The sequence below is a fragment of the Actinopolymorpha pittospori genome, from assembly GCF_014873875.1.
In the GTDB taxonomy this organism is placed as follows: Bacteria; Actinomycetota; Actinomycetes; order Propionibacteriales; family Actinopolymorphaceae; genus Actinopolymorpha; species Actinopolymorpha pittospori.
On sequence record NZ_JADBEM010000001.1, the window covers coordinates 8,448,405 to 8,474,674 of the forward strand.

Here is a 26,270-nt window from a genome sequence, read left to right on the forward strand (position 1 = left end):
CGCCGCGGTCCACCCCCGAAGCGGTGGGTGCGGGTGCGACTGACCTCCGACGAGGCCCGCCGACGGTTCGGGCAGAGCCGGACCGCGGCTCTGGCGATGGCCGATCGCGACGGCCGGCCGCACGTCGTCGTGGTGACGTTCGCGGCGGTCGGCGACGTCGTCGTCACAGCGGTCGACCAGAAGCCGAAGACCACCTCGCGCCTGCACCGGCTCCGCGTGGTCACGGAAAACCCACAGGTGAGCCTGCTCGCCGACGAGTACGACGACCGCGACTGGACCCGGCTGTGGTGGGCGCGGGCGGACGGACAGGCGCGCGTCCTCACCCGTCCCGAGGACCGCGCCGAGCCGCTGGAGTGGCTGAGGGCGAAGTATCCGCAGTACGCCGCGGAGCCGCCGGCAGGGCCGGTGATCCGCGTCGACGTCGACCGCTGGAGCGGCTGGTCCTACAGCGGCTGAGCGAAGGCTCGACGCCAGGGTTGAGCGAGGGCTCGGCATCGGCCCGAATTCGGGTGGGCCGACGAATTCCGGCCGCGTGGCGGGAGCGCACACTATTGCGCGTCGGGCACATTATCAGCGACCACCGACAGGTCAATCTTCCGCGAAATAGCAATGGCGGTTAGCCGTCCAATCGTGCTAGAACATCCTCGTCTCACGCGCGGAGCCGGCACCGGACACGATCGTGCGACCACTCATCCCCCGTATCCCTGTCGGAGGTTGTTCCCGTGGCCACGATCAGATCGGAGTTCACCGTCGCCGGCCAGCGACGGTCCGACCGCCGTAGCCCGGTCCGGTGGATCATCTCCCACCCACTGCGGCATCCCCTCTACGCGGCCGGCTTCGTCCTCAGCGCACTCGTCATGGTCGTGCTCAACTCCACGATCCCCGGGCTCACCGGTGACGCCTTCGACGCGGTCATCGCCGGCGGTGACGAAGGCCGCGGCAAACTCGTCGCCATCGCGGTGCTGCTCCTCGTGATCGTGCTGACGCGCGGCGTCTTCGACCTGATCGCGCGCCTGTCCGTCGAGGTGCTGGCCAAGCGGATGGAGCGGGACGCCCGCGACGAGCTCTACACCAGCCTGCTCGGCAAGAGCCAGACGTTCCACAACCGGCAACGCGTCGGTGACCTGATGGCCCGGGCGGCCAACGACGTACGCCAGCTCAGCACGATGATCTCGCCCGGCCTCGACCTGATCGTCGACTCGATGCTGCAGGGCATCGTCCCGATCATCTTCATCGCCTTCATCGACCCGCGCCTGCTGGTGGCGCCGTTGCTGTTCGCGGTGGCGTTCTACCTCGCGATCCGCCACTACATGCGCCAGCTCAACCCGGTCTCGACCGCGATGCGCGACCAGTTCGGAAACCTGAACGCCGGGCTCAGTGAAGCCGTCCGCGGGATCGAGGTGGTCAAGGTGACCGCCCAGGAGGAGCAGGAGCGGCGACGCTTCGAGACCAACGCCCGCCGCTACCGCGACTCGTTCGTGAAGCAGGGTGCCATCCAGGCCCGCTACCTTCCCACCCTCCTGCTGGCGGTGGCGACGGGCGGCGCGCTCCTGCACGGGCTGGTGCTCTACCGCGCGGGCGACATCTCCTTCGGCGACCTCGTTGCCTACCTCGGCCTGATGGGCCTGCTCGGCTTCCCGACCGGTATCTCGATCTTCTCCTTCTCACTGGTCCAGATCGGCATCGTCAGCGCACGCCGCATCCTCACGCTGATCGAGGAGGAGACCGAGCTCGACCAGAACACCGAGGGACACCAGGCCACGATGCGGGGCGAGATCGTCTTCGACAGGGTCTCGTTCGGCTACGGCGACCAGCCGGTCATCCGCGACCTCTCCTTCCGGGCCGAGCCGGGACAGACGATCGCGATCGTCGGCGAGACCGGTTCGGGCAAGAGCACGCTCACCAAGCTGGTCAACCGGATCTACGACGCCGACGAGGGACGGGTGTTGATCGACGGGGTCGACCTCCGTGACTGGAACCTCGACTCCCTCCGCTCGCAGATTTCCACCATCGAGCAGGACATCGTGCTCTTCTCCCGGCCGATCGCCGAGAACATCGCCTTCAGCCTCGGCCAGCGTGCCGACCGCGACGACGTGGTGCGGGCCGCGAAGGACGCGCAGGCGCACCACTTCATCGAGGAGCTGGAGGACGGCTACGACACCGTGATCGGCGAGCGCGGCGTCACGTTGTCCGGTGGCCAGCGCCAGCGACTGGCGATCGCCCGGGCCCTACTCACCGATCCGAGCGTGCTGATCCTCGACGACTCGACGAGCGCGATCGACAGCGCCACCGAGGACGAGATCCAGCGGGCGATCCGGCGGATCCTCGAGGGACGGACGACCCTGCTCATCACCCACCGGCTCTCCCAGATTCGCTGGGCCGACAAGGTGCTGCTCATCCAGGGTGGGAGGCTCGTCGACCAGGGCACCCACGACGAACTCCTGGAGCGCTGCGCGCTCTACCGCCGGATCTTCGCCCACTACGACGAGGTCGCCCACCCCGAACCGGTCGGCGCGCTCGCGCACTCCGGTGAGTCCGCCGCACGAGCATCCGAGACGCCCGCTCGTTCCCCGATACCGGGCAGCCCGCTCGTGGAGGAGCAGTGGCCAACGTCCGGGCCGGCCTACGACGGTGAGGAAGTCTGATGGGTTTCCTGATGGACGGCCTCTCGGCCGAAGACTACGACCGCACCTACTCCGACCGTGATCTTCTCCGCCGCATCCTTCGATACTTCCGGCCCAAACTGGGCGCGATGTCCGTCGTCGCGGCGATGCTCGTCCTCACCTCGCTGCTGCAGGCGGTGCTCCCGGTCGTCATCAGCTGGGGCCTGGACCGGGTCGTCGCCGACGACGCGGGAGTCTTCATCGGCGTTCTGGTCGCGCTCATCCTGCTCTCCGGCGTACTCGCGTGGGTCACCAACTTCGTCCGGCAGATCTACAGCGCGCGCGTCGTCGGGGACGTGGTCCTGACCCTGCGGGAGGACGCGTTCTCGGCGATCCTCGACCGCGACCTGTCCTTCTACGACGAGAACCCCTCCGGAAAGATCGTCAGCCGCGTCACCTCCGACACCGACGACTTCGCCAACGTCGTCACGCTGACGATGAACCTGCTCAGCCAACTCCTGCTGGTGGGTGTCATCACCGGACTGTTGTTCTCCCGCGACGTCGGCCTCGCCCTGCTGACGCTGGCTGTCACCCCGCTCGTCGTCGCGCTCGCACTCGCGTTCCGCCGGATCGCCCGCGACACGACCCGACGGGCCCAGCGTTCACTCGCCCGGGTCAACGCCAACGTCCAGGAGACGATGGGCGGCATCGCGGTCGCCAAGAACTTCCGCCAGGAACAGACCATCTACGACGAGTTCCGGCCGATCAACATGCAGAACTACGGCGTGACCGTACGCCAGGGCATGGTCTTCGGCGCGATCTTCCCGCTGCTGTTCCTGGTGGCCGGACTCGGCACCGTGCTGCTGGTGCTGGTCGGCGGCCGCGGCGTGCTCGGCGGTGACGTCTCTGCCGGTGACTGGTACCTCTTCCTGCAGGCCGTCGCGCTGTTCTGGTTCCCGCTCACGAGCATCGCGTCCTTCTGGTCGCAGTTCCAGCAGGGGCTCGCGGCCGCGGAGCGGGTCTTCGCCCTGATCGACGCGACGCCGCGAGTGCTGCAGACCGACCCGCAGCCGGTGGGTCGACTCACCGGCGAGATCGAGTTCCGTGACGTGACCTTCGGCTACGTGCCGACTCACCACGTCCTCGACCACTTCTCCATGAACATCCGGGCTGGGGAGATGATCGCCCTGGTCGGTCACACCGGCGCCGGCAAGTCGACGCTGGGCAAGCTGATCACCAGGTTCTACGAGTTCCAGGGTGGTCACATCTACCTCGACGGGCGTGACATCCGCTCACTCGACCTGCACGACTACCGCCGGCAACTCGGAGCCGTCCCGCAGGTTCCGTTCCTCTTCTCCGGAACGGTCGCCGACAACATCCGTTACCCCCGTCCAGAGGCGAGCGACGAGGAGATCCTGCAGGCGGCCCGGCACATCGGCAACGGCGACTGGCTCCAGGCCCTCCCCGGCGGCCTCATGACCGAGGTCGGCGAGCACGGCCACTCCCTGTCCATGGGACAGCGTCAACTCGTCGCGCTCGCCAGGCTGTTGATCCAGGACCCCGCGATCGTCATCCTCGACGAGGCGACGGCCAGCGTCGACCCCCTGACCGAAGCTCAGATCCAGGAGGGGCTCGACGTCGTGCTCGAGGGCCGGACGTCCATCGTGATCGCGCACCGGCTCTCGACCATTCAGCACGCGGACCGCATCGTCGTCCTGCGCGACGGGCGCATCGTCGAGGAAGGCGACCACGCGACCCTGATGCGCCAGGGCGGCCAGTACTGCGATGTCTACAACACCTACTTCCGGCACCAGTCGCCCAACTACCGGCCTGGCACCGGTTTCGTCCCCGTCACCGCCTAGCAGGCCTCGCGTCCACAGCGGCGTCGTCGTTGTCACGGCGGCGTCGTCGCGACGGCAGCGTCGTCGCTACCAGAGGTTGGGTGACATCTGCGGAGACAGGACCGTCTCCGGTGATCAGGCCTGCCCGCCCCATCGGGAAACGACTCGTGAGGTCTCCTCAGTGACCTCGAGCGCGCAGTGATCCGGCGTCCGCAGCCGCTCCCAGGCATCGAGGTCGGGCGGCTGTGCGGTCAACGCCGCGACGACGAGCGTCCAGGCCGTGCCGTGCCCGACCAACACCACGTCGTCGTCTGGACAGCTGTCGAGGATGCGTCGGACTGCGCCGACCACCCGCTGCGAAGTGGCCGCGGCGCTCTCCCATCCCGGCGCGGCCGGGACGTCCGGCTCGTCGACCGAGCGGCGGACCAGCGCCGACCACGCGTCCGCGCCAAGCCAGGGTTGCGCCGGACGGGTCATCTCTCGCAGGCCGTCCACGAAACCGATGGCCGTACCGGTGAGAGCGCGGGCGGTCCCGAACGCCTTCGGCTCGGGCGAGGAGAACCATCGTGCCCGGGCGGGAAGGAGTCCAGACTCCCGTAGGGCCGCCAGTTCAGGCCCGGCATCTGGGTGCAGGGTCCACTCCGCGGCGGGTCGAGCAGGCTCGGGCACCACTCGGCCGTGTCGAACCAGGTGCATCGTCGTCGCCATGTCAGGTCACCACCGGTACGAGCAGGCTCAGGACCAACCAGCTCACCAGCGCGGTGGGCAGCAGCGAGTCGAGCCGGTCCATCACGCCGCCGTGTCCCGGCAGCAGGCTGCCCATGTCCTTGATGCCGATGTCGCGTTTGAGCATGGACTCCACCAGGTCGCCCAGAGTCGCGGTCACGGTCGCGGCGATGCCGAGGATCAGGCCCGCCCACCAGGTGCCGTGCAGGAGGATCATGACGCCGGCCACGCCGACCGCCAGACAGAACAACGTGGAACCGGCGACGCCCTCCCAGGTCTTCCCCGGGCTGATCGAGGGGGCGAGCCGGTGCCGCCCGAAGAGCACGCCGGCGACGTAGCCGCCCACGTCACTCGCCACGGTGACGGCGACGAAGAGCACGACCCGGAACGGACCGTCCTCCTGCCGCAGCATCAGCATCGCGAACGACGCGAGGAACGGCACGTAGAGCGCGACGAACACGCCGGCGGTGACGTCGCGGACGAAGCCTTCCCGGCCGCCGGGCAGCCTGCCGACGCACACGACGAGCGTCGTGAGTCCGAGCGCGCCCACCAGCGCGGGGGTCTGCCCGACGTAAGCACCGACCAGCATGCCCACCACACCGGCGAGCAGCGGGATCAGCGGAAGCCCCACGCCGGCCGGCTGTAGCGCACGGGAAAGCTCGATGACGGCCACCCCGACAGCCACGACCACCAAGGCGAGGAAGACGGCCTTGACGATGAAGAGGGACGCGATGACGACAGCGCCCATGAGCAGGCCGACGACGACAGCGGCGGCGAGGTTGCGTCCGGGCCGACGGCGACGCGGCGCTTCTTCCTCGGCCGGGCGCTCGTCCTCGCCCGCGGGAGAAGGCGTCACGATGTCCTGCACAAGCGACTTCCTACGAGGTCGCGAACCCGATCAGACACGACCTAGACCTCGAGGATTTCTTCTTCCTTGTGCTTGAGCACGTCGTCCACCTGGTCGACGAACTTTCGGGTCAACGAGTCGAGATGCTTCTCGCCTCGGGCCACGTCGTCCTCGCCAGCGTCGCCGTCCCGCTGCAGCCGGTCCAGGGTCTCCTTCGCGTGCCGGCGCACGTTACGCACCGAGACGCGGGCTTCCTCCGCCTTGTGCCGAGCGAGCTTGACGTACTCCTTGCGGCGCTCCTCGGTGAGCTCGGGCAGCGCGATCCGGATCACGGCACCGTCGTTGGCCGGGTTGACGCCGAGATCGGAGTCACGGATGGCCTTCTCGATGCCCGACATGGAGTTCTTGTCGTACGGCGAGATCACCACGAGTCGCGCCTCGGGGATCTGGAACGACGCGAGCTGCTGGATGGGCGTTGGCGTGCCGTAGTAGTCCGCCTGGATCTTCGCGAACATGGCCGGATGAGCGCGGCCAGTGCGAATCGAGGCGAACTCCTCTTTGGCAAAGTCAACGGCCTTGCCCATCTTCTGTTCCGCATCGCGGAGGGTCTGGTCGATGGTCACGGTCGCGGTCTCCTTCGTCCTCGGTTGCTCGGCCACCGGCCGCTCGGGCGCTCCGGCAGGATTGCGCTCACGGGTGCGCTCGTTGGTGCCTTGTCGTAGCGTTCGGCGCGTCGTTCGCATCGGGGGCAACTCGGCAGGTACGCCGCGTCGCTACCCACGCCACTCACTTCGCTCCGAGCGGCCTCGTCAAGAGTCGGCCGAGACGAGCGTTCCGATCCTCTCACCCCGAACGACGCGGGCGATGTTGCCGTCCTCGAGGAGGTTGAACACGATGATCGGCAACCGGTGCTCCATGCACAGGCTGAACGCCGTCGCATCCGCGACCCGCAGCCTCCGGCGCAGGCACTCGCCGAAGCTGATCTGCTCGAACTTGGTCGCCTCGGGGACCTTCTTGGGGTCCGCGTCATAGACCCCGTCGACTGACGTCGCCTTCAGGAGAACCTCCGCGCCGACCTCGAGGGCACGCTGCGCGGCGACTGTGTCGGTGGAGAAGTACGGCATGCCCGACCCGGCGCCGAAGATCACGACACGCCCCTTTTCCAGGTGGCGCATCGCTCGCCGGGGGATGTAGGGCTCGGCGATCTGACCCATCGTGATCGCCGTCTGAACCCGGGTGTCGACGTTCTCGTTCTCGAGGAAGTCCTGCAGGGCAAGGCAGTTCATCACCGTGCCCAGCATGCCCATGTAGTCCGCCCGGGCGCGGTCCATGCCTCGCTGCTGGAGTTCGGCACCCCGGAAGAAGTTGCCGCCGCCAACGACGACGGCAACCTGCACACCACCGCGGACCACTTCGGCGATCTGCTTGGCGATGCTCGCGACCACGTTGGGGTCGACGCCGAGGCGTCCACCGCCGAAGACCTCACCGGAGAGCTTGAGCAGCACCCGGTGATAGGGCCTCACGTCCGCGCTGTGCACGGCCGAGGCCGGGATCGTTTCGGTCGTCACAGCCCTACCTCCACGGTTACGGCCTTCACGATCCCGCCTCCTGTCCACCTGCGGTTGCGAGTGTCCCGGGGTCCCGGTCTCCGCGCCCGATCCACCTACCAGCTGACTTCAGGGCGTGACGAGCCTAGGACTCGCCAACCTCGAACCGCGCGAAACGCGTCACGGCGACTCCGGCCTCGCTCAGCACCTGACCGACGGTCTTGTGCTGGTCGTGGACCGAGGGCTGCTCGACGAGGACGGTGTCCTTGAAGAAGCCGTTGACCCGCCCGTCGACGATGCGCGGGAGCGCCTGCTCCGGCTTACCCTCGTTGCGGGCGGTCTCCTCGGCGATGCGACGCTCGCTCGCGAGGACCTCCGCCGGCACCTCGTCGCGGGTGACGTACTGCGGACGCATCGCGGCGACCTGCATCGCCGCGCTCTTCGCGGCCTCCTCGTCACCGCCTTCGTAGGCGACGAGGACACCGACCTGTGGCGGCAGGTCCGTGGCGCGACGGTGCAGGTAGACCGTGGTCTGCCCGTCGAAGACCGCGACCCGACCGATCGCGAGCTTCTCACCGATCACCGCGGCGAGCGCGTCGATGGCCTCGCTCGCGCTACGGCCGTCGGGGAGAGTGGCGGCGAGCAGGTCCGGACCGCTGGAGACCTTCTTGTCGCTCGCCAGTGCGGCGAGCTCGGCGCCCAGGGCCTGGTACTGCTCGTTCTTTGCCACGAAGTCGGTCTCGCAGTTGAGCTCGACCAGCGCACCGCCCTTGGCGACGACGATGCCGTTGGCGGCGGTGCGCTCGGCGCCACGCTTCGCAGCCTTCGCCGCGCCCTTGACCCGGAGCACCTCGACGGCACGGTCGAAGTCGCCGTCGGCTTCCTGAAGGGCCTTCTTGCAGTCCATCATCCCGGCCCCGGTGGCGTCGCGGAGCCGCTTTACGTCAGCAGCAGTGATGGTGCTCATCTGGTGTGTGGATCGCTCTCTTGGTCAGTGTCGCGTGTGTGGTCGTACCCGGCCCGGGTCGGCCGGGCTCAGGCGTTGCCGTCCGTCTGCGCCGGAGCTGCCTCCGGTGCGGCTTCGTCAGCGTTCGCGCTCTCGGCCGGGGCAGCGGGCGCCTCGCTCGGCGCTGCGGCCTCACCCTGCGCTGCGGCCTCACCCTGCGCGGCAGCGGCCTCGCTCGGCGCTGCGGCCTCACCCTGCGCGGCAGCGGCCTCGCTCGGCGCGGCAGCGGCAGCCTCGCCGGCCCCTTCCGCCTCCGAACGGGCGAGCAGCTCGCGCTCCCACTCCGGAAGCGGCTCTTCCACACCGAGCTCGGCGCCCACCTGGGGCTCCTCGCCGGCGCCGGCGCGGGACATCAGACCATCGGCCACCGCGTCGGAGATGATCCGCGTGAGCAGCGCGACGGAGCGGATCGCGTCGTCGTTGCCCGGGATCGGGAAGTCAACCTCGTCGGGGTCGCAGTTGGTGTCGAGGATGGCGATCACGGGGATGCCGAGCTTCTTGGCCTCGTCGACCGCGAGGTGTTCCTTCTTCGTGTCGACGATCCACACCGCGCTCGGGAGGCGCTGCATGCGACGGATCCCGCCAAGGGTGCGGTCGAGCTTGTCGCGCTCGCGGCGAAGCTGCAGGAGCTCCTTCTTGGTCATTCCGGAGCCAGCCACGTCGTCGAAGTCGAGCTCCTCGAGCTCCTTGAGCCGCTGGAGCCGCTTGTAGACGGTCTGGAAGTTGGTCAGCATGCCGCCCAGCCAGCGCTGGTTGACGTAGGGCATCCCCACCCGGGTCGCCTGCTCCGCGATGGCTTCCTGCGCCTGCTTCTTGGTGCCGACGAACAACACCGAGCCGCCGCGAGCGACGGTGTCCTTGACGTACTGGTAGGCGCGGTCGATGTACGACAGCGACTGCTGCAGGTCGATGATGTAGATGCCGTTGCGCTCGGTGAAGATGTAGCGCTTCATCTTCGGGTTCCAGCGCCGGGTCTGGTGACCGAAGTGAACGCCGCTCTCGAGCAGCTGCCTCATCGTGACGACGGCCATGGCCGTAAGTCCTCCTCTGCACCCCCTTGGGGAGTGCACTCTCGGTTCGGTGGCCTGGCCGGGCGGCCGGGCCCCTGACGCTCGCGCACACCCTTGCCCTGCCTGGCTCTTGCCCGCTGGGACCGAGAGGTGTGCCCGCGTCGCCTGGACGACATGGAAAGCGGGCGTGCGTAATGTGGTGCCTTGATATTGGTGACGCGGATTGTGTGGTTCGACAATTCGCCTGGCCGTAGTCGCCTCCAGGGCTCCTGCCAGAGGCCGCGTTCGAGTGGCCCGGGCAGGCGAGGACAGACGGATTGCCCGCTGAAGTGTACTCGATCGCCGGGCTGCGGCCGATGGGCAGCATCGAAGCCACCGCCGGGTCGATCACCTACGGCAGGTTTCCGTCCACAATGCCGCTTTTGGCGTCTTCGTCCACAGCGCCACCACCGTCTCGGCGACCGGAACCCTCCGCCGTCAACGATCCCTCCATGACGATCTCCCACCCCGCCCCTCCCCCGTCTCACCGGCCCTCGACCACCGCGTCCCATCGCGCCCGGCGACCACCACGCGTCGTCCGCGCCCGCTCCATCACGGACGGCTGTCGAGGGGGCGCGGTCCTGGCCATGGCGTTCCTCGGGATCTTCCTGGCGGCCGGCGTCGCGGCCGCGGCGCCGCCCCACTGGACCTGGCCGCTGTCACCTCGCCCGGAGGTGGTCCGGCCGTTCGACCCACCCGACTCGCCGTGGTCACGGGGCCACCGCGGCGTCGACCTGCTGGGCGCGGTCGACCAGCAGGTACGGTCCGCGGGAGCCGGTGTGATCACCTACGCGGGGCTGCTCGCCGGCAGAGGGGTGATCACCGTCCAGCACGGCCAGCTCCGCACCACCTACGAGCCCGTCGCCGCCGCGGTCGCGGTGGGCGACCCGGTGAACCCGGGCACCGTGCTCGGCACGTTGCAGGCTGCCGGAGGCCACTGCGCTCCCAGGATCTGTCTGCACTGGGGCCTGCTCCGTGGTTCGGACTACCTCGATCCGCTCTCGCTCGTCGGGGGTGGACCGCCGAGGCTGTTGCCCCTCGGCAGTGCCTCGACCACCGATCTCGCCCTGCCGGCCGTGTCCTACGGCCCGGGTGACCGCGCCACGCCCGGGCCCGGCGCCAACGTCGCCGCGCCGAGCGGCTCGGACTCCGCGGCGAGCGGCTCGGACTCCACCGTGACGGGCTCGGACTCCGCCGTGACGGGCTCGATCGTTGCCGCCAGCGGACGCGCCACACCAGCCACCGACGTCCCGACGCCCGCCGGCGCCGAGGGCAGTCCCCCGACGCCGGCCAGTGGCGGGGCGGAGCCCAGCCGAACGGACGAACCTTCACGCGGTCCCTCATGGCGGGCCGCCGGCCTTCCCACCATGCTGACGACCTTCAGCGCTCCGGCGGCCGGCGCCATCGCCGGTGCGGTCGTCGCCGGCTTTCTCATTCGGCGCAGCGGCTCCGTCACCAGTCCGACCGATCCGCCCCCTCGACCGCCCGGCCCACCCCTACCCAACCCACCACGACCGAGAGGTGCTTCCCGCCCGGGTGCTCCTCGTCAGGGCCGGACCGAGGAGGTGGTGATCGATCTCGCGGCGGAGCGACGGAGGTTCCGAGGGGCGGCGTGACCGTCGCGCCGCGAAAGAGTCAGCGCAGGAGAGCGGCCAGCCCCGCGGCGAACCGGTCGTACTGGTCGGCGCTGTTGTAGAGCTGCGCCGACAGGCGCACGAAGCCGCGATCCCGCCACCTGGTGATCGCCACCTCGGCGTTCAGCTCACGCGCGATGCGTTCGGAGAGAGCATGGGCACCGTCCTGGCGATCGGAGACGCTCGCAGGCAGAGGAGCCAACCGCATCGAGAGGCTCGGATCGCCACCCACGCCAGTCAGATCTGTGCCGAGCGCGGCCGCGACCGTCTGCTGGCCGTACGCGGCGAGTGCGTTGTTGTGCTCCCGCAGTCGCTTCGGCTGGCGGCTGGCGAAGAAGTCGAGAGCGTCCGGCAGCGCCAGCCAGGCCGAGTCGTCGACCGTGCCCTGGTTGTCGAACGCGCCCGGGAACTTCTCCTCCTCGTTCCACGACACCACCAGCGGACGGATCCGCTCCTGCCAGGCCGGCGCGATCCAGAGCCCGGCGACACTGCGGGCGGCGAAGGCCCACTTGTGGAAGTTACCCACCCAGAAGTCGGCGCCGATCGTGTCGACCCGCACCGGCAGCATGCCTGGCGCGTGAGCGCCGTCGACGAGAGTCGCCACCCCGCGATCCCTCGCGGCCTGGGCGATCATGTGGACGGGAAAGAGCCGAGCGGTGGCCGACGTCACGTGGTCGACGACGAGGAGCCGGGTTCGGTCCGTCATCACCGCCGTGATGGCGCTCACCACCTCCTCATCCGAGGCCGCCAGGTCGACCTGCGCGATCATCAGACGTGCGCCGGCAGCGGTCGCGAACCTGCGGGCCGCCATGGTCACCGCGCCGTAGGCGTGGTCGGTGAGGACGATCTCGTCGCCTGGACGAAGCGCGAACGACGCCAACACGGTGCTGACCCCGGTGGTGGCGTTGGCGACCAGGGCAAGGGAGTCAGGTTCGGCGCCGAGGAAGCGGGTGGCGGCCTGACGCGCGACCCGGACCCCCGGCGGGCGAAGCTCCCGGTAGAAGTTCATCGGGTTCTCGTCGGACAACTCACGCCACCTGGCCTGGGCACGGCGCACCGTCCTGGGTACCGCGCCGAACGAACCGTGGTTGAGATGGTCCCGGGCCTGGTCGAGATCCCATTCGGCCCGAATGTCCGCCAGGTCGGTGGTTTCCCAGCCCTGCTCTGACAGCTCAGTCGTGTCCCTGCTCACGCGCCGCGATTCTGCCACTCGGCCGGGAGATTCCGAAGGTTAGGCGCGCGGGTGCGATTGTTCGTAGACCCTGCGTAGCCGTTCCGCGGAGACGTGCGTGTAGATCTGGGTGGTCGCCAGGGACGCGTGTCCGAGTAGTTCCTGGACGCTGCGGAGGTCGGCCCCGCCCTCGAGCAGGTGCGTGGCCGCCGAGTGCCGGAGACCGTGGGGCGCGAGATCGGGAGAATCGGGAACGTCGGAGAGCCGAGTGTGTACAAGTCGGCGTACGGCCCGCTGGTCGAGCCGACCTCCACGTGCTCCGAGGAACAAGGCGGGACCACTGCGATCGGTGCAGAGGCCGGGCCGTCCACGTCGCAGATAGTCACGCAGGGCCTCCTCGGCCGGAACGCCGAACGGGACCGATCGCTCCTTGCGTCCCTTCCCGAGCACCCTGACCACTCGGCGGCTCTCGTCGAGGTCGTCGACGTCGAGCGCGACGAGCTCGCCCACACGGACACCCGTGGCGTAGAGGAGTTCGAGGATCGCACGGTCGCGGCAGCCGACAGCGCTGCCGTCGTCGCTGGCGAGCGCCGCGACCTCGAGGAGGGCACGTGCCTCCTCCTGGCGGAGTACGCCGGGGAGTGAACGGTGCGGCTTCGGCGTACCGAGCAGCAGGCCTGGATCGTCGGCGAGCACGCCCACCCGATGCGCCCACGCGGTGAAGGTCCGGACGGAGGCCGCGCGGCGCGCGAGCGTCGTACGGGCACGGCCGCTGGCGTGGACGGCGGCGAGCCAGTCGCGGAGTGCGTGAATGTCCAGCACCTCGACCATGCGCGCGAGGTCTGCGGCCTCGTCAGCCTCGGCAGGGTCCTCGGCCCCGGCAGACTCGTTGTCCGCGCCACGGTGGTCGGTGCGGTCACTCTCCACCTGCTCGGCCCCATGGGAGTGGGACCCGCCAGCTCGCGCCCTGGGGGCGGCTGAGTCGCGCAGGTGGGACAGGAGGTTCCGGATGTCACCGAGGTAGGCGCGCACGGTGTGCTCGGACATGTCTCGCTCGACGCGCAGATGGCGTTCGAAGTCGGCGAGCACCGTGTCAGGCCGCGTCGGCACTTCACCCGCTCCCTTCGCCCTCACGGGCTCAACGCCCACCTCACGCGGAGCCCGTCACGCCACGACCAGACGTCGACGGTGGACGTGTGCGCCCGGGTGGAACCTCGACCTCACGCACGTCTCCGTACGCCCCGCTGCGAGCACCCCAGGGAAAGGCATGCGAATCGCCGCGGCCCGGCCACCCTAACCGCCACGATCGGCCGTCGTCGCGTGCCGACGGTTGTCTCGCTCCCGCGCCGAAAGGCGCCAACCGGTGCCCTGCCGCTCGACGAATCCGAGCAGGAGGAGCTGGCCGAGCACTCCGAGCACCTCCTCCGTCGCCACACCCGCCAGCCCGGCGATGCGAGCGACCCCGATCGAACGGAGGACCGGAACCGCCTCCAACACCTGCCGGGCGCGAGCGTCGAGTTGATCGCGCAGTCGGGACTCACCGACCTTGGGCGGAGCGAGATCGCAGCCGATCGAGCCGATCTGCTCCGCCACCTCGTCGGCATCGGTGACGAGGACGGCACCCCCGTCGCGGACCAGCCGATGAACTCCCGCGGAGGAGACGGAGGTCACCGGCCCGGGAACCGCCATGACCTCCCGGTGGCAGCGCTCGGCCCAGAACGCGGTGTTGAGCGCGCCACTGCGCAGCGCCGCCTCCACGACCACGCTGCCCAGAGTCAGCGCGGCGATCAGTCGGTTGCGGATGAGGAATCGGGGCCGCCGAGGAGTGGATCCGGGTGGCACCTCACTGAGGATCAGCCCGTCGTCGGCGATCCGGGCGAGCAACTGCTCGTGCGCCCGCGGCTAGGGCACGTCGACGCCGGACGCGAGCACCGCGACCGTCTGACCGCCAGCGGCGAGACTGCCCTTGTGCGCGGAGGCGTCGATGCCGAAGGCGCCGCCGGAGACGACGGTGATCCCCGGTCGGCGAGGCCTGACGACATCTCCGCGGCGACGTACAGCCCGTACTCGCTCGCCGCCCGGGCACCGACGACGGCACACGAGCGCGCCGTCACCGCACGCAGGTCGGCGGATCCGCGTACCCACAGGGCCAGTGGAGCTCCTTCCCGCCCCTCGATCGTGCCCGCCACGGCGAGCACGTCCAGCGACTCCGGCCACTCGGCGTCGCCCGGACAGAGCAGGCGCGCGCCCACCTTTTCGGCTCGCTCCAGGTCGCTGTCAGGGTCGCTGACCCCCAGCCTGGCCTGGTAGTCGCCGAGCTTGCGGCCGGGGAACAGGCCGACCGTGATCGCCTCGAACGTCGCCTCCGCGCCGTGGTCCGCGACGAAGCGCGCGAGCTTCAGTCACCTGGCTCCCCGAGGCGGGTGAGTGCGGCACGTGCCCGACGCTCCGCCTCCGACACGCCTTCGGGCCGGTTGGATGTCGACGACGTAGCCGCCGCCGCATTGGAGCTGTCCAGCGTGGCCTGGCTCCAGGAGTCGATCCGCGCGTCCAGGCGATCGCCGTCTCCCGCCGCGGTCATCCGACCCTCCGCCCACGCCCCGCCGAGTCGTCCCGGGCGCGCGTGCCCCGCGAGGGTGGCTCGTGTCCCAGTCGAAGCGTCAGTGCGGCGAAAACGTCGTGTCGACCGGGCCGGTCGCGTCCACCCAGGTCGGCCAAGGTCCACGCGAGACGGAGCACGCGGTCGGCTCCGCGAGCGGTGAGCCAGCCGGAGGTGAGCTGGCTCTCGATGGGCGGCAGCGCGTCGGGCTCGGGCGGAAAGTGGCGGCGGAGCTCGTAGCCGGGCACGTGGGCGTTGAGCGACCAGCGGTGCCCGTCGAAGCGCCAGGCCTGTCGCTGCCGTGCCTCCCGCACCCGCTCGGCGACCACCGCGGTCGGCTCGATCAGCCGCTGGTCGGCGACCATCTCGGCCCGGGCTACCGGCTCGACGAGCTGCAGGATGTCGATGCGGTCCTTGATCGGTCCGGACAGCCGGTGCTGATAGCGGCTTCTCGCCTGCGGGGTGCACGTGCAGTAGAGCCCCTTGCCGTAAGCCCGTCCGCACGGACACGGGTTCGCCGCGATCACGAGTTGGAAGCGCGCCGGGAACCGCGCCGTCCCGGCGGATCGGGCAATCACGACCTCACCGTGCTCCAGCGGCTGACGCAGAGCGTCGAGCACGCTCGGCCGGAACTCCGGCGCCTCGTCCAGGAACAGCACGCCTCGATGCGCCAGGGACACCGCACCTGGCCGGGCCGTTCGGGCACCGCCGCCCACGATCGCCGGAAGCGAGGCCGAATGGTGCGGGTCGCAGAACGGCGGGCGGACCACCAGCGGCGCGTGTGAGGGCAACAGTCCCGCGACGGAGTGGATGGCCGTCACTTCGAGTGCGTCGCTCTGGTCGAGATCGGGCAGCAGGCCAGGCATCCGCTCGGCGAGCATGGTCTTGCCCGCGCCGGGCGGACCGGACATGGACAGATGGTGGCCGCCGGCGGCGGCCACCTCCAGGGCCTTGCGGGCCGTCGCCTGCCCGAGGACCTCGGCGAGGTCGAGCCCGGCAAGTCGATCGGACCGGGGCAGGACACCATGCTCGGCGGCTCGGGCGGCCTCGTCGTCGAGGGGACAGGCCGGCTCGTCCGGAACCTCGTCGTCGCGCAGCAGGGCGAGGGCCTGGCGGAGGGACCGGACGCCGAAGACCTCGACGTCGGAGACCAAGCGTGCCTCGTCGACGTTCGGCTCCGGTACGACGAACCGCCGCCAGCCGGCGGCAGCCGGCGGCAGCGGCGGCCAGGACCGACGGAAGGGTGCCCCGCACTGGCTTGAGGCGACCGTCGAGTCCGAGCTCACCCAGCAGGACGACCGCGTCCAACCGGTCCTGGTGCACCACCTCGGCCGCGCCGAGCACGGCGAGCGCGATGGCCAGGTCGAAGTGGGCACCCGCCTTGGGCAGGGTGGCGGGCGACAGCGCGACCGTCAGCTTCCGCTGGGGCCACCCCTGACCCGAGTTGGCGACGGCCGCCCGGACCCGGGAGCGTGCTTCGGCCAGGGCCGCGTCCGGGAGTCCGACCAGGCTGAAGCCGGGCAGGCCGTTGCCGATGTGGGCTTCGACGTCGACGACATGACCCTCGACTCCGGTGAGGGCGACCGAGCGTGAACGGGCGAGGGCCATCTCAGTCGACCCCGCGCACGTGCTCGATGCGGGCCGGCCCGGATGCCTGCCGCAGGATGCCGACCACGTCGATGCGGACCGCTTTGGGCCGCACGTCGTGGTCGGCGAGCCAGCGCCCGGCGAGGCGGCGCAGCCGAGCCGCCTTGTCCCGGGTCACCGCCTCGAGCGGGGAGCCGAAACCCAGCCCGGAGCGGGTCTTCACCTCACAGACGACCAGCGTGTCACCGTCACGGGCGACGATGTCGATCTCGCCTATCTCGCAGCGTCAGTTGCGCGCGAGGACGACGAACCCGGCCTCCTGCAGATGCCGGACCGCGAGCTCCTCGCCGTGGCGTCCGATCAGGTCTTTCACGTGCACGGGCGATCACCTCCGGCGCCCACTCTGGCCGGGGCGGGAGAGTGAGGACGGCGAGCGCGGACGCCCTGTGGACCAGTCGACCGGTGTACCGACTGTGGACAAAAACCGGGCGCGACGGGGTGCCGGGTCGGACGGTCCTGATATACGGGACTCAGTCGGGCGAGGGCACCCGAGCGGTCCGAAGGGAGCAGTCGCATGTCGGAGACCGTCGCCAGGACTGTCGTACGCCTCCTCGCCGACGCGGGCGTGCGCACGGCCTACACCGTCCCGGGCGAGTCCTTCCTGCCCCTCCTCGACGCGTGGGAGGCCGAGCCTCGTGTACGCCTGATCTCCACGCGGCACGAAGCGGGCGCGGCGTTCATGGCGGAGGCCGAGGCGAAGCTGACCGGACGGCCGGCACTCGCCCTCGCGAGCCGCGGCCCAGGTGCGGCGAACCTGTCGATCGGCGTCCACACCGCCCAGCAGGACCAGACTCCGCTGATCGCGATCCTCGGCCAGGTCGAGTCGGAGGTCCGCGGGCGCGAGGCGTTCCAGGAGGTCGACCTGGCGAGCTTCTACGCCCCGATCACCACGTGGTCCAGGGAGCCGTGGCGTCCGGAGGAGGTGCCGGCCCTGGTCGCACGCGCCTTCCGGGACGCCACCAGCGCCCGGCCCGGCCCGGTCGCCCTGAGCGTCCCGGCCGACTTCTGGTCGGCGACCTTCGAGGGCGCCGTTCCGCACGTCCTCCACCCGCAGGCCGGTCCGGACGTCGTGGTCGCGAACGCGGCGGAGGCCGTCGTCGCCGGGGCGGTGATCGCCCAGGCCAGCCAGAAGCTGGCCACGCTGCTCGCGACCGCACGCGCTCCCGTGGTGATCACCGGGCCGGGTGAGCGGGTCGGCCGAGACTCGCTCCGGCGTGCCAGCGAGCAACTGGGGTTCGGGGTGTACGCGGCCTTCCGCCGCCAGGACAGCTTCGACGAGGACCACCCGCACTTCCTCGGTCATCTCGGTCTCGGCGTACCCGACTCGATCCTGCGGGCGCTGCGGGACGCGGACGTCGTGGTCGTGGCGGGCACCCGCCTGGACGCGGTGACCTCGCAGAACTACCGCTATCCACTGCCGCACCAGCACCTGGTGATGCTCGGCACGGGGCTCCCGGTCCCCCACCATCCCGGCCGGACTACCCGACTGGAGGCCGACCCGCGCGCCGTTCTCGACGGGCTCGCGACCCAGCCCGGCGCGATGACCAAGCGCGACTGGGTGCCCTACCACGACGCGGCAAGGGAGTACGCCGTCCCGCCCGACCACGCCGCGCCCTCCGGCGAGACCACGAAGGGCCGCGTCCACCCGGCGTCCGTCATCACCGGCCTGCGCGAAGTCGCCCCCGACGACGTGATCCTCACCAACGACGCCGGCAACTTCTCGGCCTTCTTCCACCGGTACTGGCGGTTCCGCACCAGCCACCGCCTGCTGGCCCCGTGCAACGGGGCGATGGGCTACGCCGTTCCCGCCGCCGTGGCGGCGAAGCTCGCCGCTCCGGAACGCTCCGTCGTCGCCCTCGTCGGCGACGGCGGGATCCTGATGACCGGCCAGGAGATCGAGACCGCGCTACGGTACGACGCCCCGATCGTCGTCCTCGCCTTCCAGAACGGCATGTACGGCACGATCGCCATGCACCAGGCGGCGACCCAGGGCCGGCTCGCGGGCGTCGACATCGGTCGGCTCGACCTCGCCGCCTGGGCACGGGGCCTGGGCGCACACGGCCTGACCATCGACGACCCCACCCAGATCGATGCCACCCTGCGGGAGGCCCTCCGATGCGGCCGTCCCTGCGTGGTGGACGTCCGCACCGACCCTGACGTGATCGCGCCGGGTCGACGACTGTCTGAGATGTTGTAGCCGCAGAGCAGCCCGAGGCTGCCCTAGAAGGGAAGGCCGTCTTGCCTCGCATCCGCCCAGAGGACCTCCGTAGCCACGCGTGGTACGGCGATCCAGGACTCCGTGCCTTCGGCCACCGGTCGCGCACCCGCCAGATGGGCATCGCCGCCGAGGAGCACATGGGCAAGCCCGTCATCGGCGTGATCAACACGTGGAGCGAGATCAACCCCTGTCACACCCACCTGCGGCAGCGGGCCGAGGAGGTCAAGCGGGGCGTCTGGCAGGCCGGCGGCTACCCCGTGGAGCTGCCGGCGATCTCGCTGTCGGAGCCGTTCCAGAAGCCGAGCACGATGCTCTACCGCAACCTGCTGGCGATGGAGACCGAGGAGCTCCTGCGGTCCTACCCGATCGACGGCGCCGTCCTGCTCGGCGGTTGCGACAAGACGACTCCCGCCCTCCTGATGGGCGCGGTCAGCATGGACGTTCCCTCGATCTACGTCCCGGCCGGTCCGATGCTGCGCGGCAACTGGCGGGGCACGGTGCTCGGCAGTGGCAGCGACGTGTGGAAGTACTGGGACGAGAAGCGCGCGGGTGTGATCGGCGACCAGGAGTGGGGCGAGATCGAGGAGGGCATCGCGCGCTCACCCGGGCACTGCATGACGATGGGAACGGCGTCCACGATGACCTCGGCCACCGAGGCGCTCGGGATGACGCTTCCCGGCGCGGCCTCCATTCCGGCCGTGGACTCGGCGCACCCCCGGATGGCCGCCGCGAGCGGGCGGCAGATCGTCGAGATGGTGTGGGAGGACCGCCGGCCCTCCCAGATCCTCGACCGACGGGCCTACCTCGACGCGGTGACCACTGTCCTGGCGCTCGGTGGCTCGACCAACGCCGTCATCCACCTGATCGCGATGGCGGGACGTGGCCAGGTCCAGCTGAGCCTGGACGACTTCGATGAGCTCTCCCGGCGGGTGCCGGTGCTCGCCAACATCCGGCCGACCGGCGCCTACCTCATGGAGGACTTCTACTACGCCGGCGGCCTGCGCGGGCTGCTCTCCCAGCTGCGCGACCTGCTCCACCTGGACCGCCCCACCGTCACAGGACACACGTTCGGTGAGGTCATCGAGGGCGCGGACGTCTACAACTCCGACGTCATCCGCTCCCTCGACAAGCCTGTCTGGCCCGAGGGGGGCCTCGCCGTCCTCCGCGGCAACCTCGCGCCCGGCGGCGCCGTGATCAAGCACGCGGCGGCCGAGCCGCGCTTCCACCGGCACACCGGTCCCGCGGTGGTCTTCGACGGCTACCAGGACCTTCAGCGCCGGATCAACGACGAGTCGTTGCCGATCACCGCGGACACAGTGCTGGTGCTGCGTGGCGCGGGGCCGCACGGCGGGCCCGGGATGCCGGAGTACGGCATGCTGCCGATCCCGGACCGGCTGCTGAAGCAGGGGGTCCGCGACATGCTGCGGATCTCCGACGCGCGGATGAGCGGCACCAGCTACGGCGCCTGCGTCCTCCACGTCTCGCCGGAGTCCCACGTCGGCGGACCGCTCGGGCTCCTGCGTGACGGCGACCTGGTGACGCTGGACGTCGAGGCACGCCGGCTCGACGTCGCGCTCTCCGACGAGGAGCTCGCCGAACGGCGGGCGCACTGGGAGGCGCCGGCTCCGTCGTACGGTCGAGGCTACGGCGCGTTGTACCTCTCCCACATCACCCAGGCCGAGGAAGGCTGCGACTTCGACTTCCTCGCCCGGGAGGGAGCGAACGCGGCACCCGAGAGCCGCTAGGTGCGTCTCCCGAATCGAGCCGGTGAAGCGAGCGACCGGCCGCGCTGACAGACGGGGAGCCGGACCACCGGACCGGCTCCCCGGGCCAGGTCAGCCGAGCGGCGGGGGGTTGTCGACCGCCCAGGCGCGGTAGCGGGTCATGGTCGCGTCGTTCGGCGGATACACGCCCGGCAGGGCCGCGCCCGCCTCGATCTGCGCCTGGACGAACTCCTCGAGGTGTTCCTGCGCCACCGCGTCCGAAGCGACCTCGGCGGCGAGTTCGCGCGGGACGCAGACCACACCCTCGGCGTCGCCCACCATGACGTCGCCGGGATAGACCGCCACCTCGGCGCAGCCGATCGGGACCTGCATGTCGACGGCGTGGTGCTGGACGAGGTTGGTGGTGCCGGACACGCCAGCGGAGTACGCCGGGAGCCCGAGCGTCGCGAAGGTGGGCGAGTCGCGCACCGCTCCGTCGGTCACCACGCCGGCGGCTCCGCGCCGCAGCAGCCGGGTGCCCAGGATTCCGCCCAACGACGCGGCTCGGCCCCGGCCGCGGCAGTCCATGACCAGGACCTGGCCGGGCCCCACCGACTCCACGGCCTTGCGCTGGGGGTGCTCGGGGTCGCGGAAGACGCTGAGCACGTCGAGGTCCTCGCGGGCCGGGATGTAGCGGAGGGTGAACGCCGTACCGACCATGCGTGGGCTGCCCGAGTTCAGCGGGCGGAGTCCGACCAGGAAGGTGTTGCGCAGGCCGCGGGCCATCAGCTGGGTGGTCAGCGTCGCCGTCGACACCAGGCGCAGTGCCGCGAGGACCTCCGCGGGTAGGGGTTCGTCCGGAGCTCCCTGGCCCGTGGCCACCCGCCCGCCGTCCGCCCCGCCCGCGGGTGCCTGCGCGTCATCCATCCGGACCTCTCCGTCCCGGCGCACGGGGCGCCCGCTCGTTTGCTTCTGAGTCCAGGCGTGTGGGCGCGTCAGCGCGCCTGCAACGCGTCGAGCCCGACCGCCATCGCGCACACCAACCGGCGGTCGATGGTGGGGTCGCTCACGGTGACGTCGTAGTGGTCTCGCAGTCCGAACCGGCGTTCGACCGACATCACCGGACGACCGTCAGGGGTCTGGAAGTCGAAGTGGTAGGGCCAGGGAAGGGAGTCCAGGACGCGGCGCGCGATCGCCACCACCTGGCTGCGCTCCTGGCCGACACACTCACCCAGACCGGGCTGGCCAAGGTGCCAGGTCGAGCGCAGGAAGGACTGGGCGAAGTCCTTGCGGAACCAGCCCACCGGTGTGCCGTCCGCGGCGGTCACGTCGTAGGTCGCGCCGAGGTCGACGACCGAGCGGGCCTTGAACCCGAACAGCGGGACGCTCCGCTCCTCGTCGGCGTACAGCATGACCTGCTCACGGAACGCCATCCGCTTCTGCTGGGCGATCGCCACCCGTTGCCCGGACGTCCACACCTCGTAGCGGTTCACCATCATGGTGAACCGCTGTCGCACCTCGAACCGCTCCGCGGACTGGAACTCCGCGTCGTCCATCACCGGCCCCCGAAGGGACCGTCATCCTTCGGAACGTCGAAGTCGCTCTTGGCCAACTCCTCGACGTTGACGTCCTTGAATGTCACGACCTTGACGTTCTTCACGAAACGGGCAGGACGGTACATGTCCCACACCCAGGCGTCAGACATCGTGACCTCGAAGTAGGTCTCGCCGCCCTCGCTGCGGACCTTCAGGTCGACATGGTTGGCGAGGTAGAACCGACGATCCGTCTCGACGACGTACTTGAAGATCCCTACGACGTCGCGGTATTCGCGGTAGAGCTGGAGCTCCATCTCGGTTTCGTACTTTTCGAGGTCTTCGGCGCTCATTGCGCGCGCTCCCCTCCCCGATGCCGGCTCCCCGTGGTCACACTCACCAGGTCCTCGTTGTCAGTGAATAGATCGTCTTCGTCGACGGCGACAGCCGCCTCGGGACCATTCTCACCCATCGACCCGCCATCCCCCGGCGGCGGCCCGGTCCGATCGCGCCCAGCTGCCCGAAGAACGTTGACGTAACGGAGCCGATGCTCCGGACACGGTCCGTAGCGATCCAGTGCTTCCTGATGATCGGCCGTGCAGTAACCCTTGTGGGTCGCGAAGTCGTACTGCGGGTAACGCTCGTGGAGGTCCTTCATCAGACGGTCCCGGGTGACCTTGGCGACGACCGACGCGGCGGCGATGCACGCGATGACCCGGTCACCCTTCCACACCGCGAGCCCGGGCGCACCCAGGCCGTCCACCGGGAACCCGTCGGTGAGGACGTAGGCCGGTCGGGTCTCCAGGGCGAACAGCGCGCGCCGCAGGGCCTCGATGTTGACCCGGTGCATGCCGAGCCGATCACACTCGGCGGGGGGTACGACGACGACGGACCAGGCCACCGCCCGGCGTACGACCTCGGCGTAGCAGCGTTCCCGCGCTGCGGCGGTGAGGAGCTTGGAGTCGGCGAGGCCTGGAACCTCCCCGCGCCGGCCCTCGCGCAGGATCACCGCAGCCGAGACGAGCGGTCCGGCACAGGCGCCCCGGCCGGCTTCGTCGACACCGGCCACCGGGGCGAGTCCGCCGCGGATGAGGGCACGCTCGTAGGCGTAGAGGCCCGAATCTCGGCGGACCACCACCCGGCGTTCCGTACGCATGGCCCGACCTCCTCGGTCCGGTCAGCGACCAGCCCGGGATCGGCGGCGCCGCAGCAACCCGCGACGCAGCCCGGCCAACGGGAAGACGATGCCGGACGCGGCGAGGAACGGTGCCGCGCCCGCGAGCGGCGCACCGGGGACGGTCGCGGTCTGCCCGGCAGGCGGCGCAGGACCGGCCGCGAGCCCGGCGTCGGCGAAGGACGGGGGACGGCTGAGCAGCGTCATCCGGTCCAGTGGCCAGACCACGACGAAGGCGCGACCGATCACGTGGTCGATCGGGATGGTTCCGCCGCCCGGGTCACCGAGATGGGAGCGGGAGTCAGCCGAGGCGGAGCGGTGGTCACCCATCACCCACAGCCGGTCGGCGGGCACCCGGATGTCGAACGGCATCTGGGACGGCGGGTCACCGGGGTGGAGATAGCCGGTCTCGGCGATCGGCTTGCCGTTGACGGTGACGCGGTTCTGCTTGTCACAGCAGACCACGTGGTCACCGGGCAGACCGATCACCCGCTTGATGAAGTCCTTCTCACCCACCGTCGCGAAGCCGAACAGCTCCCCGATCTGGCGGAGGACCTTCTGCGGGGCGCCGGAGGGTTCCTCGATGACGACTTCGCTCTCCCAGGAGTCCGCACCGTTGAAGACGATCACGTCTCCACGCTCGACCTCGCCCAGCCGGTAGGACAGCTTGTTGACGAGAACGCGATCTCCTGGGATCAGCGTGTTTTCCATCGACTCGGACGGGATGTAGAAGGCCTGAATCAAGAAAGTCTTGATCAGGAGAGCGAGACCAAGAGCGAGGACGACCAACACCGGCAGCTCGCGCCAGAAAGAACGCTCCTTGCCGCCGCGCCGCCCTGAATCACCCTTGTCGGACTCTTCGTTCGACCGCAACGTCGGCGTCCTCCCCGCAGCTGACTCTCGGTCAGCCGCGATGTCGCGCTCGTCCACCCGTCGAGCCTAACCGGCGAGGGTCAGTTCGCGGGTGTGGACTCGCGCTTCTCCTTGATCTTCGCGGCCTTCCCACGCAGCCCACGGACGTAGTAGAGCTTCGCGCGACGCACGTCACCGCGGGTCGCGACCTCGATCTTGTCGAGGATCGGGTTGTGGACCGGGAAGGTACGCTCCACGCCCACGCCGAAGCTGACCTTGCGGACGGTGAAGGTGGCCTTGATCCCGGCACCCACGCGCTTGATGCAAACGCCCTGGAAGACCTGGACGCGGGTCCGGTTTCCTTCGACGACCTTGACGTGCACCTTCAGCGTGTCGCCGGGCTGGAACTCGGGAATGTCGGACCGCAGCGCGGCGGCGTCGATGGCATCGAGCGTGGTCATGTCATCTCCTCGTGGTGCCACAGGTCACCATCGGTCGTGGTCAGCACGTTTCGGTGCGGTTCGGGCGAATGCCCGGGCGTCCCCCCTGCGGCAGGAACGCGATCGGCTGCGGCGCGAACGAGCGCCGGCCAGCGGCTAAGTGTGGCACATGGACCTGGGAACACCCACATCGAGTCAGGACATCCTGGGGCGCCGATCCGGGTCGAGGCACCAGCTCAGGGCGCCGGGTCGGCGCCGGGACGCACCGCGGAGGGCGGATCCGGTGGCGACCAGCCCTCGGCCGCGAGGACCGCCCGGTCGCGGGTGTCCAACTCCCCCGCCGGCAGGCGGCGGAGCAGGTCGGGCCGGCGCCTGGCCGTACGTCGTAAGGCTTCGTCGCGGCGCCACCGTGCGATCTGACCGTGGTGTCCGGACAGCAGGACCGGCGGGACCTCGGCCTCCCGCCAGGTCGCTGGCTTGGTGTAGACGGGGTACTCCAGCAGCCCCGCGGCATGCGACTCCTCGACCAGGGACTCCGGGTTTCCGAGCACGCCGGGGAGCAGCCGGGCGACCGCCTCCACGATCACGAGGACGGCCACCTCACCCCCGGCGAGCACGTAGTCACCAAGGGACACCTCCTCGACACGCATCCGGCGCCTGGCGTACTCCGTGACGCGCTGGTCGATGCCTTCGTAGCGGCCGCAGCCGAACAGCAGCCACGGCTCGGCCGCGAGCTCCTCGGCGAGGCGGTGGGTGAACGGCGTCCCGGCGGGCGACGGTACGACGAGCCGGGGTTGCGGACCGCCCTCCGGGGCAAGCGCGTCGAGCGCCTCGCCCCAGGGCTCGGGCCGCATGACCATGCCGGCGCCCCCGCCGTAGGGGGTGTCGTCCACCGTGCGGTGCCGGTCGTGGGTCCAGTCGCGCAGGTCGTGGACACGCAGGTCGAGCGTGCCGGCCTCGGCGGCCTTCCCCACCAGGGAGAGCCGCAGCGGGGCGAGATAGTCGGGGAAGATCGAGACGACGTCGAGCCTCATCGGACTTCCCTCCTCACGCCGACCCACCCTGTGTCGATGGTCCAGCTCCGGTCGATGGTCCAGCTCCGGTCGATCGGTCGGTGTCGCCCGCGCCCGCATCGCCCGGCGTGCCGGTGTCCGCGGACGGCTCCTCCTCCTCGGGCCTGAGCAGACCAGGTGGCGGATCGAGCAGCACCCGGCCCCCGTCGAGGTCCACCTCGGGCACGATCGCGGCGACGAAGGGGACCAGGATCTCCCGGCCCTCCGGCGTTCGGACGGCGAGCACGTCCTGCATCGGAAGGTGCAGCACCTCCGCGACCTCGCCGACGTCCTCTCCTCCGACGGTCTGGGCGTGCAGCCCGACCAACTGGTGGTCGAAGAACTCCTCGGGGTCCTCGGGCCGCTCGTCGTCGGAGACGTCGGCGACCAGGGACGTGCCGCGCAGGCGTTCGGCGCCGGTCCGGTCGGTCACTCCCTCGAAGTGGACCAGCAGCCGGCCGCTGGTCCAGCGCAACGAGTCGATACGCAGGGGACCGGAATCGGTGTCGAACACCATGCCCGCCGCGAACCGGTCCTCCGGCTGGTCGGTGCGCACCTGCACGGCGACCTCGCCGCGGAGCCCGTGGGCGCGACCGATCTTGCCGACGAGCAACTCCATGAGGACAGCC

The 26,270-nt window shown here is 70.3% G+C and carries 25 protein-coding genes and 2 pseudogenes; 6 read left to right on the forward strand and 21 right to left on the reverse strand.

All coding sequences use genetic code 11. The annotated features are described in order from the left end of the window. Positions 1–33: 33 nt before the first annotated feature. The 3 genes from HEB94_RS39200 to HEB94_RS39210 all read left to right on the forward strand — a co-directional run bounded on the left by HEB94_RS39200 (position 34) and on the right by HEB94_RS39210 (position 4,465). Positions 34–456 carry a TIGR03668 family PPOX class F420-dependent oxidoreductase gene (locus HEB94_RS39200; RefSeq protein WP_192754521.1) on the forward strand — a complete coding sequence of 141 codons (423 nt, stop codon included), beginning with the start codon at positions 34–36 and terminating at the stop codon, positions 454–456. A gap of 266 nt (positions 457–722) precedes the next feature. Further along, a complete protein-coding gene (locus HEB94_RS39205) occupies positions 723–2,645 on the forward strand; it encodes an ATP-binding cassette domain-containing protein (RefSeq protein ID WP_192754522.1) in 1,923 nt (640 codons plus the stop codon). Next, on the forward strand, positions 2,645–4,465 hold the full coding sequence (locus HEB94_RS39210; RefSeq protein ID WP_192754523.1) for an ABC transporter ATP-binding protein: 1,821 nt from the start codon (positions 2,645–2,647) through the stop codon (positions 4,463–4,465). The genes HEB94_RS39205 and HEB94_RS39210 overlap by 1 nt, the downstream gene beginning before the upstream one ends. Positions 4,466–4,579: 114 nt before the next feature. Here the strand turns inward: HEB94_RS39210 and HEB94_RS39215 are convergent, their stop codons facing one another. From HEB94_RS39215 to rpsB, 6 genes are all read right to left on the reverse strand, one after another. Next, complete coding sequence (locus HEB94_RS39215; protein WP_192754524.1) at positions 4,580–5,152, reverse strand: histidine phosphatase family protein; 573 nt, start codon at positions 5,150–5,152, stop codon at positions 4,580–4,582. A 1-nt stretch (position 5,153) separates the two neighbouring features. Then, positions 5,154–6,038 (reverse strand): phosphatidate cytidylyltransferase, encoded by an 885-nt coding sequence (locus HEB94_RS39220; protein ID WP_337918236.1) that lies wholly within the window; start codon positions 6,036–6,038, stop codon positions 5,154–5,156. 41 nt (positions 6,039–6,079) lie between these two features. Continuing rightward, on the reverse strand, positions 6,080–6,634 hold the full coding sequence (frr, locus tag HEB94_RS39225) for a ribosome recycling factor (protein ID WP_337918582.1): 555 nt from the start codon (positions 6,632–6,634) through the stop codon (positions 6,080–6,082). Positions 6,635–6,826: 192 nt separating this feature from the next. Then, entirely contained in the window at positions 6,827–7,585 is a 759-nt protein-coding gene (pyrH, locus tag HEB94_RS39230) for a UMP kinase (protein WP_337918237.1), read from the reverse strand. Between the two features lie 124 nt (positions 7,586–7,709). Continuing rightward, a complete protein-coding gene (gene tsf / locus HEB94_RS39235) occupies positions 7,710–8,531 on the reverse strand; it encodes a translation elongation factor Ts (RefSeq protein ID WP_192754526.1) in 822 nt (273 codons plus the stop codon). A gap of 68 nt (positions 8,532–8,599) precedes the next feature. Further along, positions 8,600–9,601, reverse strand: coding sequence for a 30S ribosomal protein S2 (gene rpsB / locus HEB94_RS39240; RefSeq protein ID WP_192754527.1), 1,002 nt, complete (start codon positions 9,599–9,601; stop codon positions 8,600–8,602). Positions 9,602–10,071: 470 nt separating this feature from the next. On the opposite strand from rpsB, the gene HEB94_RS39245 reads away from it, so the two are divergent. Then, positions 10,072–11,235: a murein hydrolase activator EnvC family protein gene (locus HEB94_RS39245; RefSeq protein WP_238361746.1), complete on the forward strand. Its 1,164-nt coding sequence runs from the start codon at positions 10,072–10,074 to the stop codon at positions 11,233–11,235. A 19-nt stretch (positions 11,236–11,254) separates the two neighbouring features. Here HEB94_RS39245 and HEB94_RS39250 read toward each other — a convergent pair whose 3' ends face one another. The 7 genes and pseudogenes from HEB94_RS39250 to HEB94_RS39270 all read right to left on the reverse strand — a co-directional run bounded on the left by HEB94_RS39250 (position 11,255) and on the right by HEB94_RS39270 (position 16,887). After that, a complete protein-coding gene (locus HEB94_RS39250; RefSeq protein WP_202896786.1) occupies positions 11,255–12,445 on the reverse strand; it encodes an aminotransferase class V-fold PLP-dependent enzyme in 1,191 nt (396 codons plus the stop codon). 39 nt (positions 12,446–12,484) lie between these two features. Further along, positions 12,485–13,534 (reverse strand): tyrosine recombinase XerC, encoded by a 1,050-nt coding sequence (locus HEB94_RS39255; protein WP_337918239.1) that lies wholly within the window; start codon positions 13,532–13,534, stop codon positions 12,485–12,487. A gap of 183 nt (positions 13,535–13,717) precedes the next feature. Next, positions 13,718–14,676, reverse strand: a pseudogene (gene dprA, locus HEB94_RS54960) (DNA-processing protein DprA). A gap of 146 nt (positions 14,677–14,822) precedes the next feature. Continuing rightward, positions 14,823–15,005 (reverse strand): hypothetical protein, encoded by a 183-nt coding sequence (locus HEB94_RS49790; RefSeq protein ID WP_202896789.1) that lies wholly within the window; start codon positions 15,003–15,005, stop codon positions 14,823–14,825. Next, complete coding sequence (locus HEB94_RS39265) at positions 15,002–16,399, reverse strand: YifB family Mg chelatase-like AAA ATPase (RefSeq protein ID WP_425550392.1); 1,398 nt, start codon at positions 16,397–16,399, stop codon at positions 15,002–15,004. The genes HEB94_RS49790 and HEB94_RS39265 overlap by 4 nt, the downstream gene beginning before the upstream one ends. Continuing rightward, a pseudogene (locus tag HEB94_RS55135) lies at positions 16,281–16,631 on the reverse strand (magnesium chelatase domain-containing protein); the annotation flags it as partial. The pseudogene HEB94_RS55135 and the gene HEB94_RS39265, both read right to left, overlap by 119 nt. A 1-nt stretch (position 16,632) precedes the next feature. Continuing rightward, positions 16,633–16,887, reverse strand: coding sequence for a YraN family protein (locus HEB94_RS39270; RefSeq protein WP_337918583.1), 255 nt, complete (start codon positions 16,885–16,887; stop codon positions 16,633–16,635). A 297-nt stretch (positions 16,888–17,184) separates the two neighbouring features. Here HEB94_RS39270 and HEB94_RS39275 point away from each other — a divergent pair, with 297 nt between their 5' ends. Both HEB94_RS39275 and araD read left to right on the forward strand, forming a co-directional pair. Further along, positions 17,185–18,867, forward strand: a complete 1,683-nt coding sequence (locus HEB94_RS39275) for a thiamine pyrophosphate-dependent enzyme (RefSeq protein ID WP_192754528.1) — start codon at positions 17,185–17,187, stop codon at positions 18,865–18,867. 41 nt (positions 18,868–18,908) lie between these two features. Next, positions 18,909–20,633, forward strand: a complete 1,725-nt coding sequence (gene araD / locus HEB94_RS39280) for an L-arabinonate dehydratase (protein WP_192754529.1) — start codon at positions 18,909–18,911, stop codon at positions 20,631–20,633. A gap of 90 nt (positions 20,634–20,723) precedes the next feature. On the opposite strand, the gene HEB94_RS39285 is transcribed toward araD, so the two are convergent. The 8 genes from HEB94_RS39285 to rimM all read right to left on the reverse strand — a co-directional run bounded on the left by HEB94_RS39285 (position 20,724) and on the right by rimM (position 26,260). Next, positions 20,724–21,518 carry a ribonuclease activity regulator RraA gene (locus HEB94_RS39285; RefSeq protein WP_192754530.1) on the reverse strand — a complete coding sequence of 265 codons (795 nt, stop codon included), beginning with the start codon at positions 21,516–21,518 and terminating at the stop codon, positions 20,724–20,726. A gap of 68 nt (positions 21,519–21,586) precedes the next feature. Further along, positions 21,587–22,147, reverse strand: a complete 561-nt coding sequence (locus HEB94_RS39290) for an LURP-one-related family protein (RefSeq protein ID WP_192754531.1) — start codon at positions 22,145–22,147, stop codon at positions 21,587–21,589. Next, entirely contained in the window at positions 22,147–22,476 is a 330-nt protein-coding gene (locus HEB94_RS39295) for a DUF2469 domain-containing protein (protein WP_192754532.1), read from the reverse strand. Before HEB94_RS39295 ends, HEB94_RS39290 begins: the two co-directional genes overlap by 1 nt. Continuing rightward, positions 22,473–23,279 (reverse strand): ribonuclease HII, encoded by an 807-nt coding sequence (locus tag HEB94_RS39300; protein WP_192754533.1) that lies wholly within the window; start codon positions 23,277–23,279, stop codon positions 22,473–22,475. Before HEB94_RS39300 ends, HEB94_RS39295 begins: the two co-directional genes overlap by 4 nt. Positions 23,280–23,300: 21 nt before the next feature. Next, positions 23,301–24,227, reverse strand: a complete 927-nt coding sequence (lepB, locus tag HEB94_RS39305) for a signal peptidase I (protein ID WP_337918240.1) — start codon at positions 24,225–24,227, stop codon at positions 23,301–23,303. A gap of 23 nt (positions 24,228–24,250) precedes the next feature. Further along, entirely contained in the window at positions 24,251–24,610 is a 360-nt protein-coding gene (gene rplS / locus HEB94_RS39310; RefSeq protein ID WP_192754534.1) for a 50S ribosomal protein L19, read from the reverse strand. Positions 24,611–24,825: 215 nt separating this feature from the next. Continuing rightward, positions 24,826–25,623 carry a tRNA (guanosine(37)-N1)-methyltransferase TrmD gene (gene trmD, locus HEB94_RS39315; RefSeq protein WP_192754535.1) on the reverse strand — a complete coding sequence of 266 codons (798 nt, stop codon included), beginning with the start codon at positions 25,621–25,623 and terminating at the stop codon, positions 24,826–24,828. A gap of 13 nt (positions 25,624–25,636) precedes the next feature. After that, positions 25,637–26,260, reverse strand: a complete 624-nt coding sequence (gene rimM / locus HEB94_RS39320) for a ribosome maturation factor RimM (protein WP_192754536.1) — start codon at positions 26,258–26,260, stop codon at positions 25,637–25,639. Between the last annotated feature and the right edge of the window lie 10 nt (positions 26,261–26,270).

Coding starts and splice junctions, on each gene's coding strand:
- HEB94_RS39245 (WP_238361746.1), top strand. CDS start 10,072: ATGACGATCTCCCACCCCGCCCCTCCCCCGTCTCACCGGCCCTCGACC.
- HEB94_RS39215 (WP_192754524.1), bottom strand. CDS start 5,152: ATGGCGACGACGATGCACCTGGTTCGACACGGCCGAGTGGTGCCCGAG.
- HEB94_RS39285 (WP_192754530.1), bottom strand. CDS start 21,518: ATGGATGACGCGCAGGCACCCGCGGGCGGGGCGGACGGCGGGCGGGTG.
- HEB94_RS39290 (WP_192754531.1), bottom strand. CDS start 22,147: ATGGACGACGCGGAGTTCCAGTCCGCGGAGCGGTTCGAGGTGCGACAG.
- HEB94_RS39295 (WP_192754532.1), bottom strand. CDS start 22,476: ATGAGCGCCGAAGACCTCGAAAAGTACGAAACCGAGATGGAGCTCCAG.
- rimM (WP_192754536.1), bottom strand. CDS start 26,260: ATGGAGTTGCTCGTCGGCAAGATCGGTCGCGCCCACGGGCTCCGCGGC.
- rplS (WP_192754534.1), bottom strand. CDS start 24,610: ATGACCACGCTCGATGCCATCGACGCCGCCGCGCTGCGGTCCGACATT.
- HEB94_RS49790 (WP_202896789.1), bottom strand. CDS start 15,005: ATGACCGCGGCGGGAGACGGCGATCGCCTGGACGCGCGGATCGACTCC.
- rpsB (WP_192754527.1), bottom strand. CDS start 9,601: ATGGCCGTCGTCACGATGAGGCAGCTGCTCGAGAGCGGCGTTCACTTC.
- HEB94_RS39210 (WP_192754523.1), top strand. CDS start 2,645: ATGGGTTTCCTGATGGACGGCCTCTCGGCCGAAGACTACGACCGCACC.
- HEB94_RS39300 (WP_192754533.1), bottom strand. CDS start 23,279: ATGCGTACGGAACGCCGGGTGGTGGTCCGCCGAGATTCGGGCCTCTAC.
- HEB94_RS39275 (WP_192754528.1), top strand. CDS start 17,185: ATGTCGGAGACCGTCGCCAGGACTGTCGTACGCCTCCTCGCCGACGCG.
- trmD (WP_192754535.1), bottom strand. CDS start 25,623: ATGAGGCTCGACGTCGTCTCGATCTTCCCCGACTATCTCGCCCCGCTG.
- tsf (WP_192754526.1), bottom strand. CDS start 8,531: ATGAGCACCATCACTGCTGCTGACGTAAAGCGGCTCCGCGACGCCACC.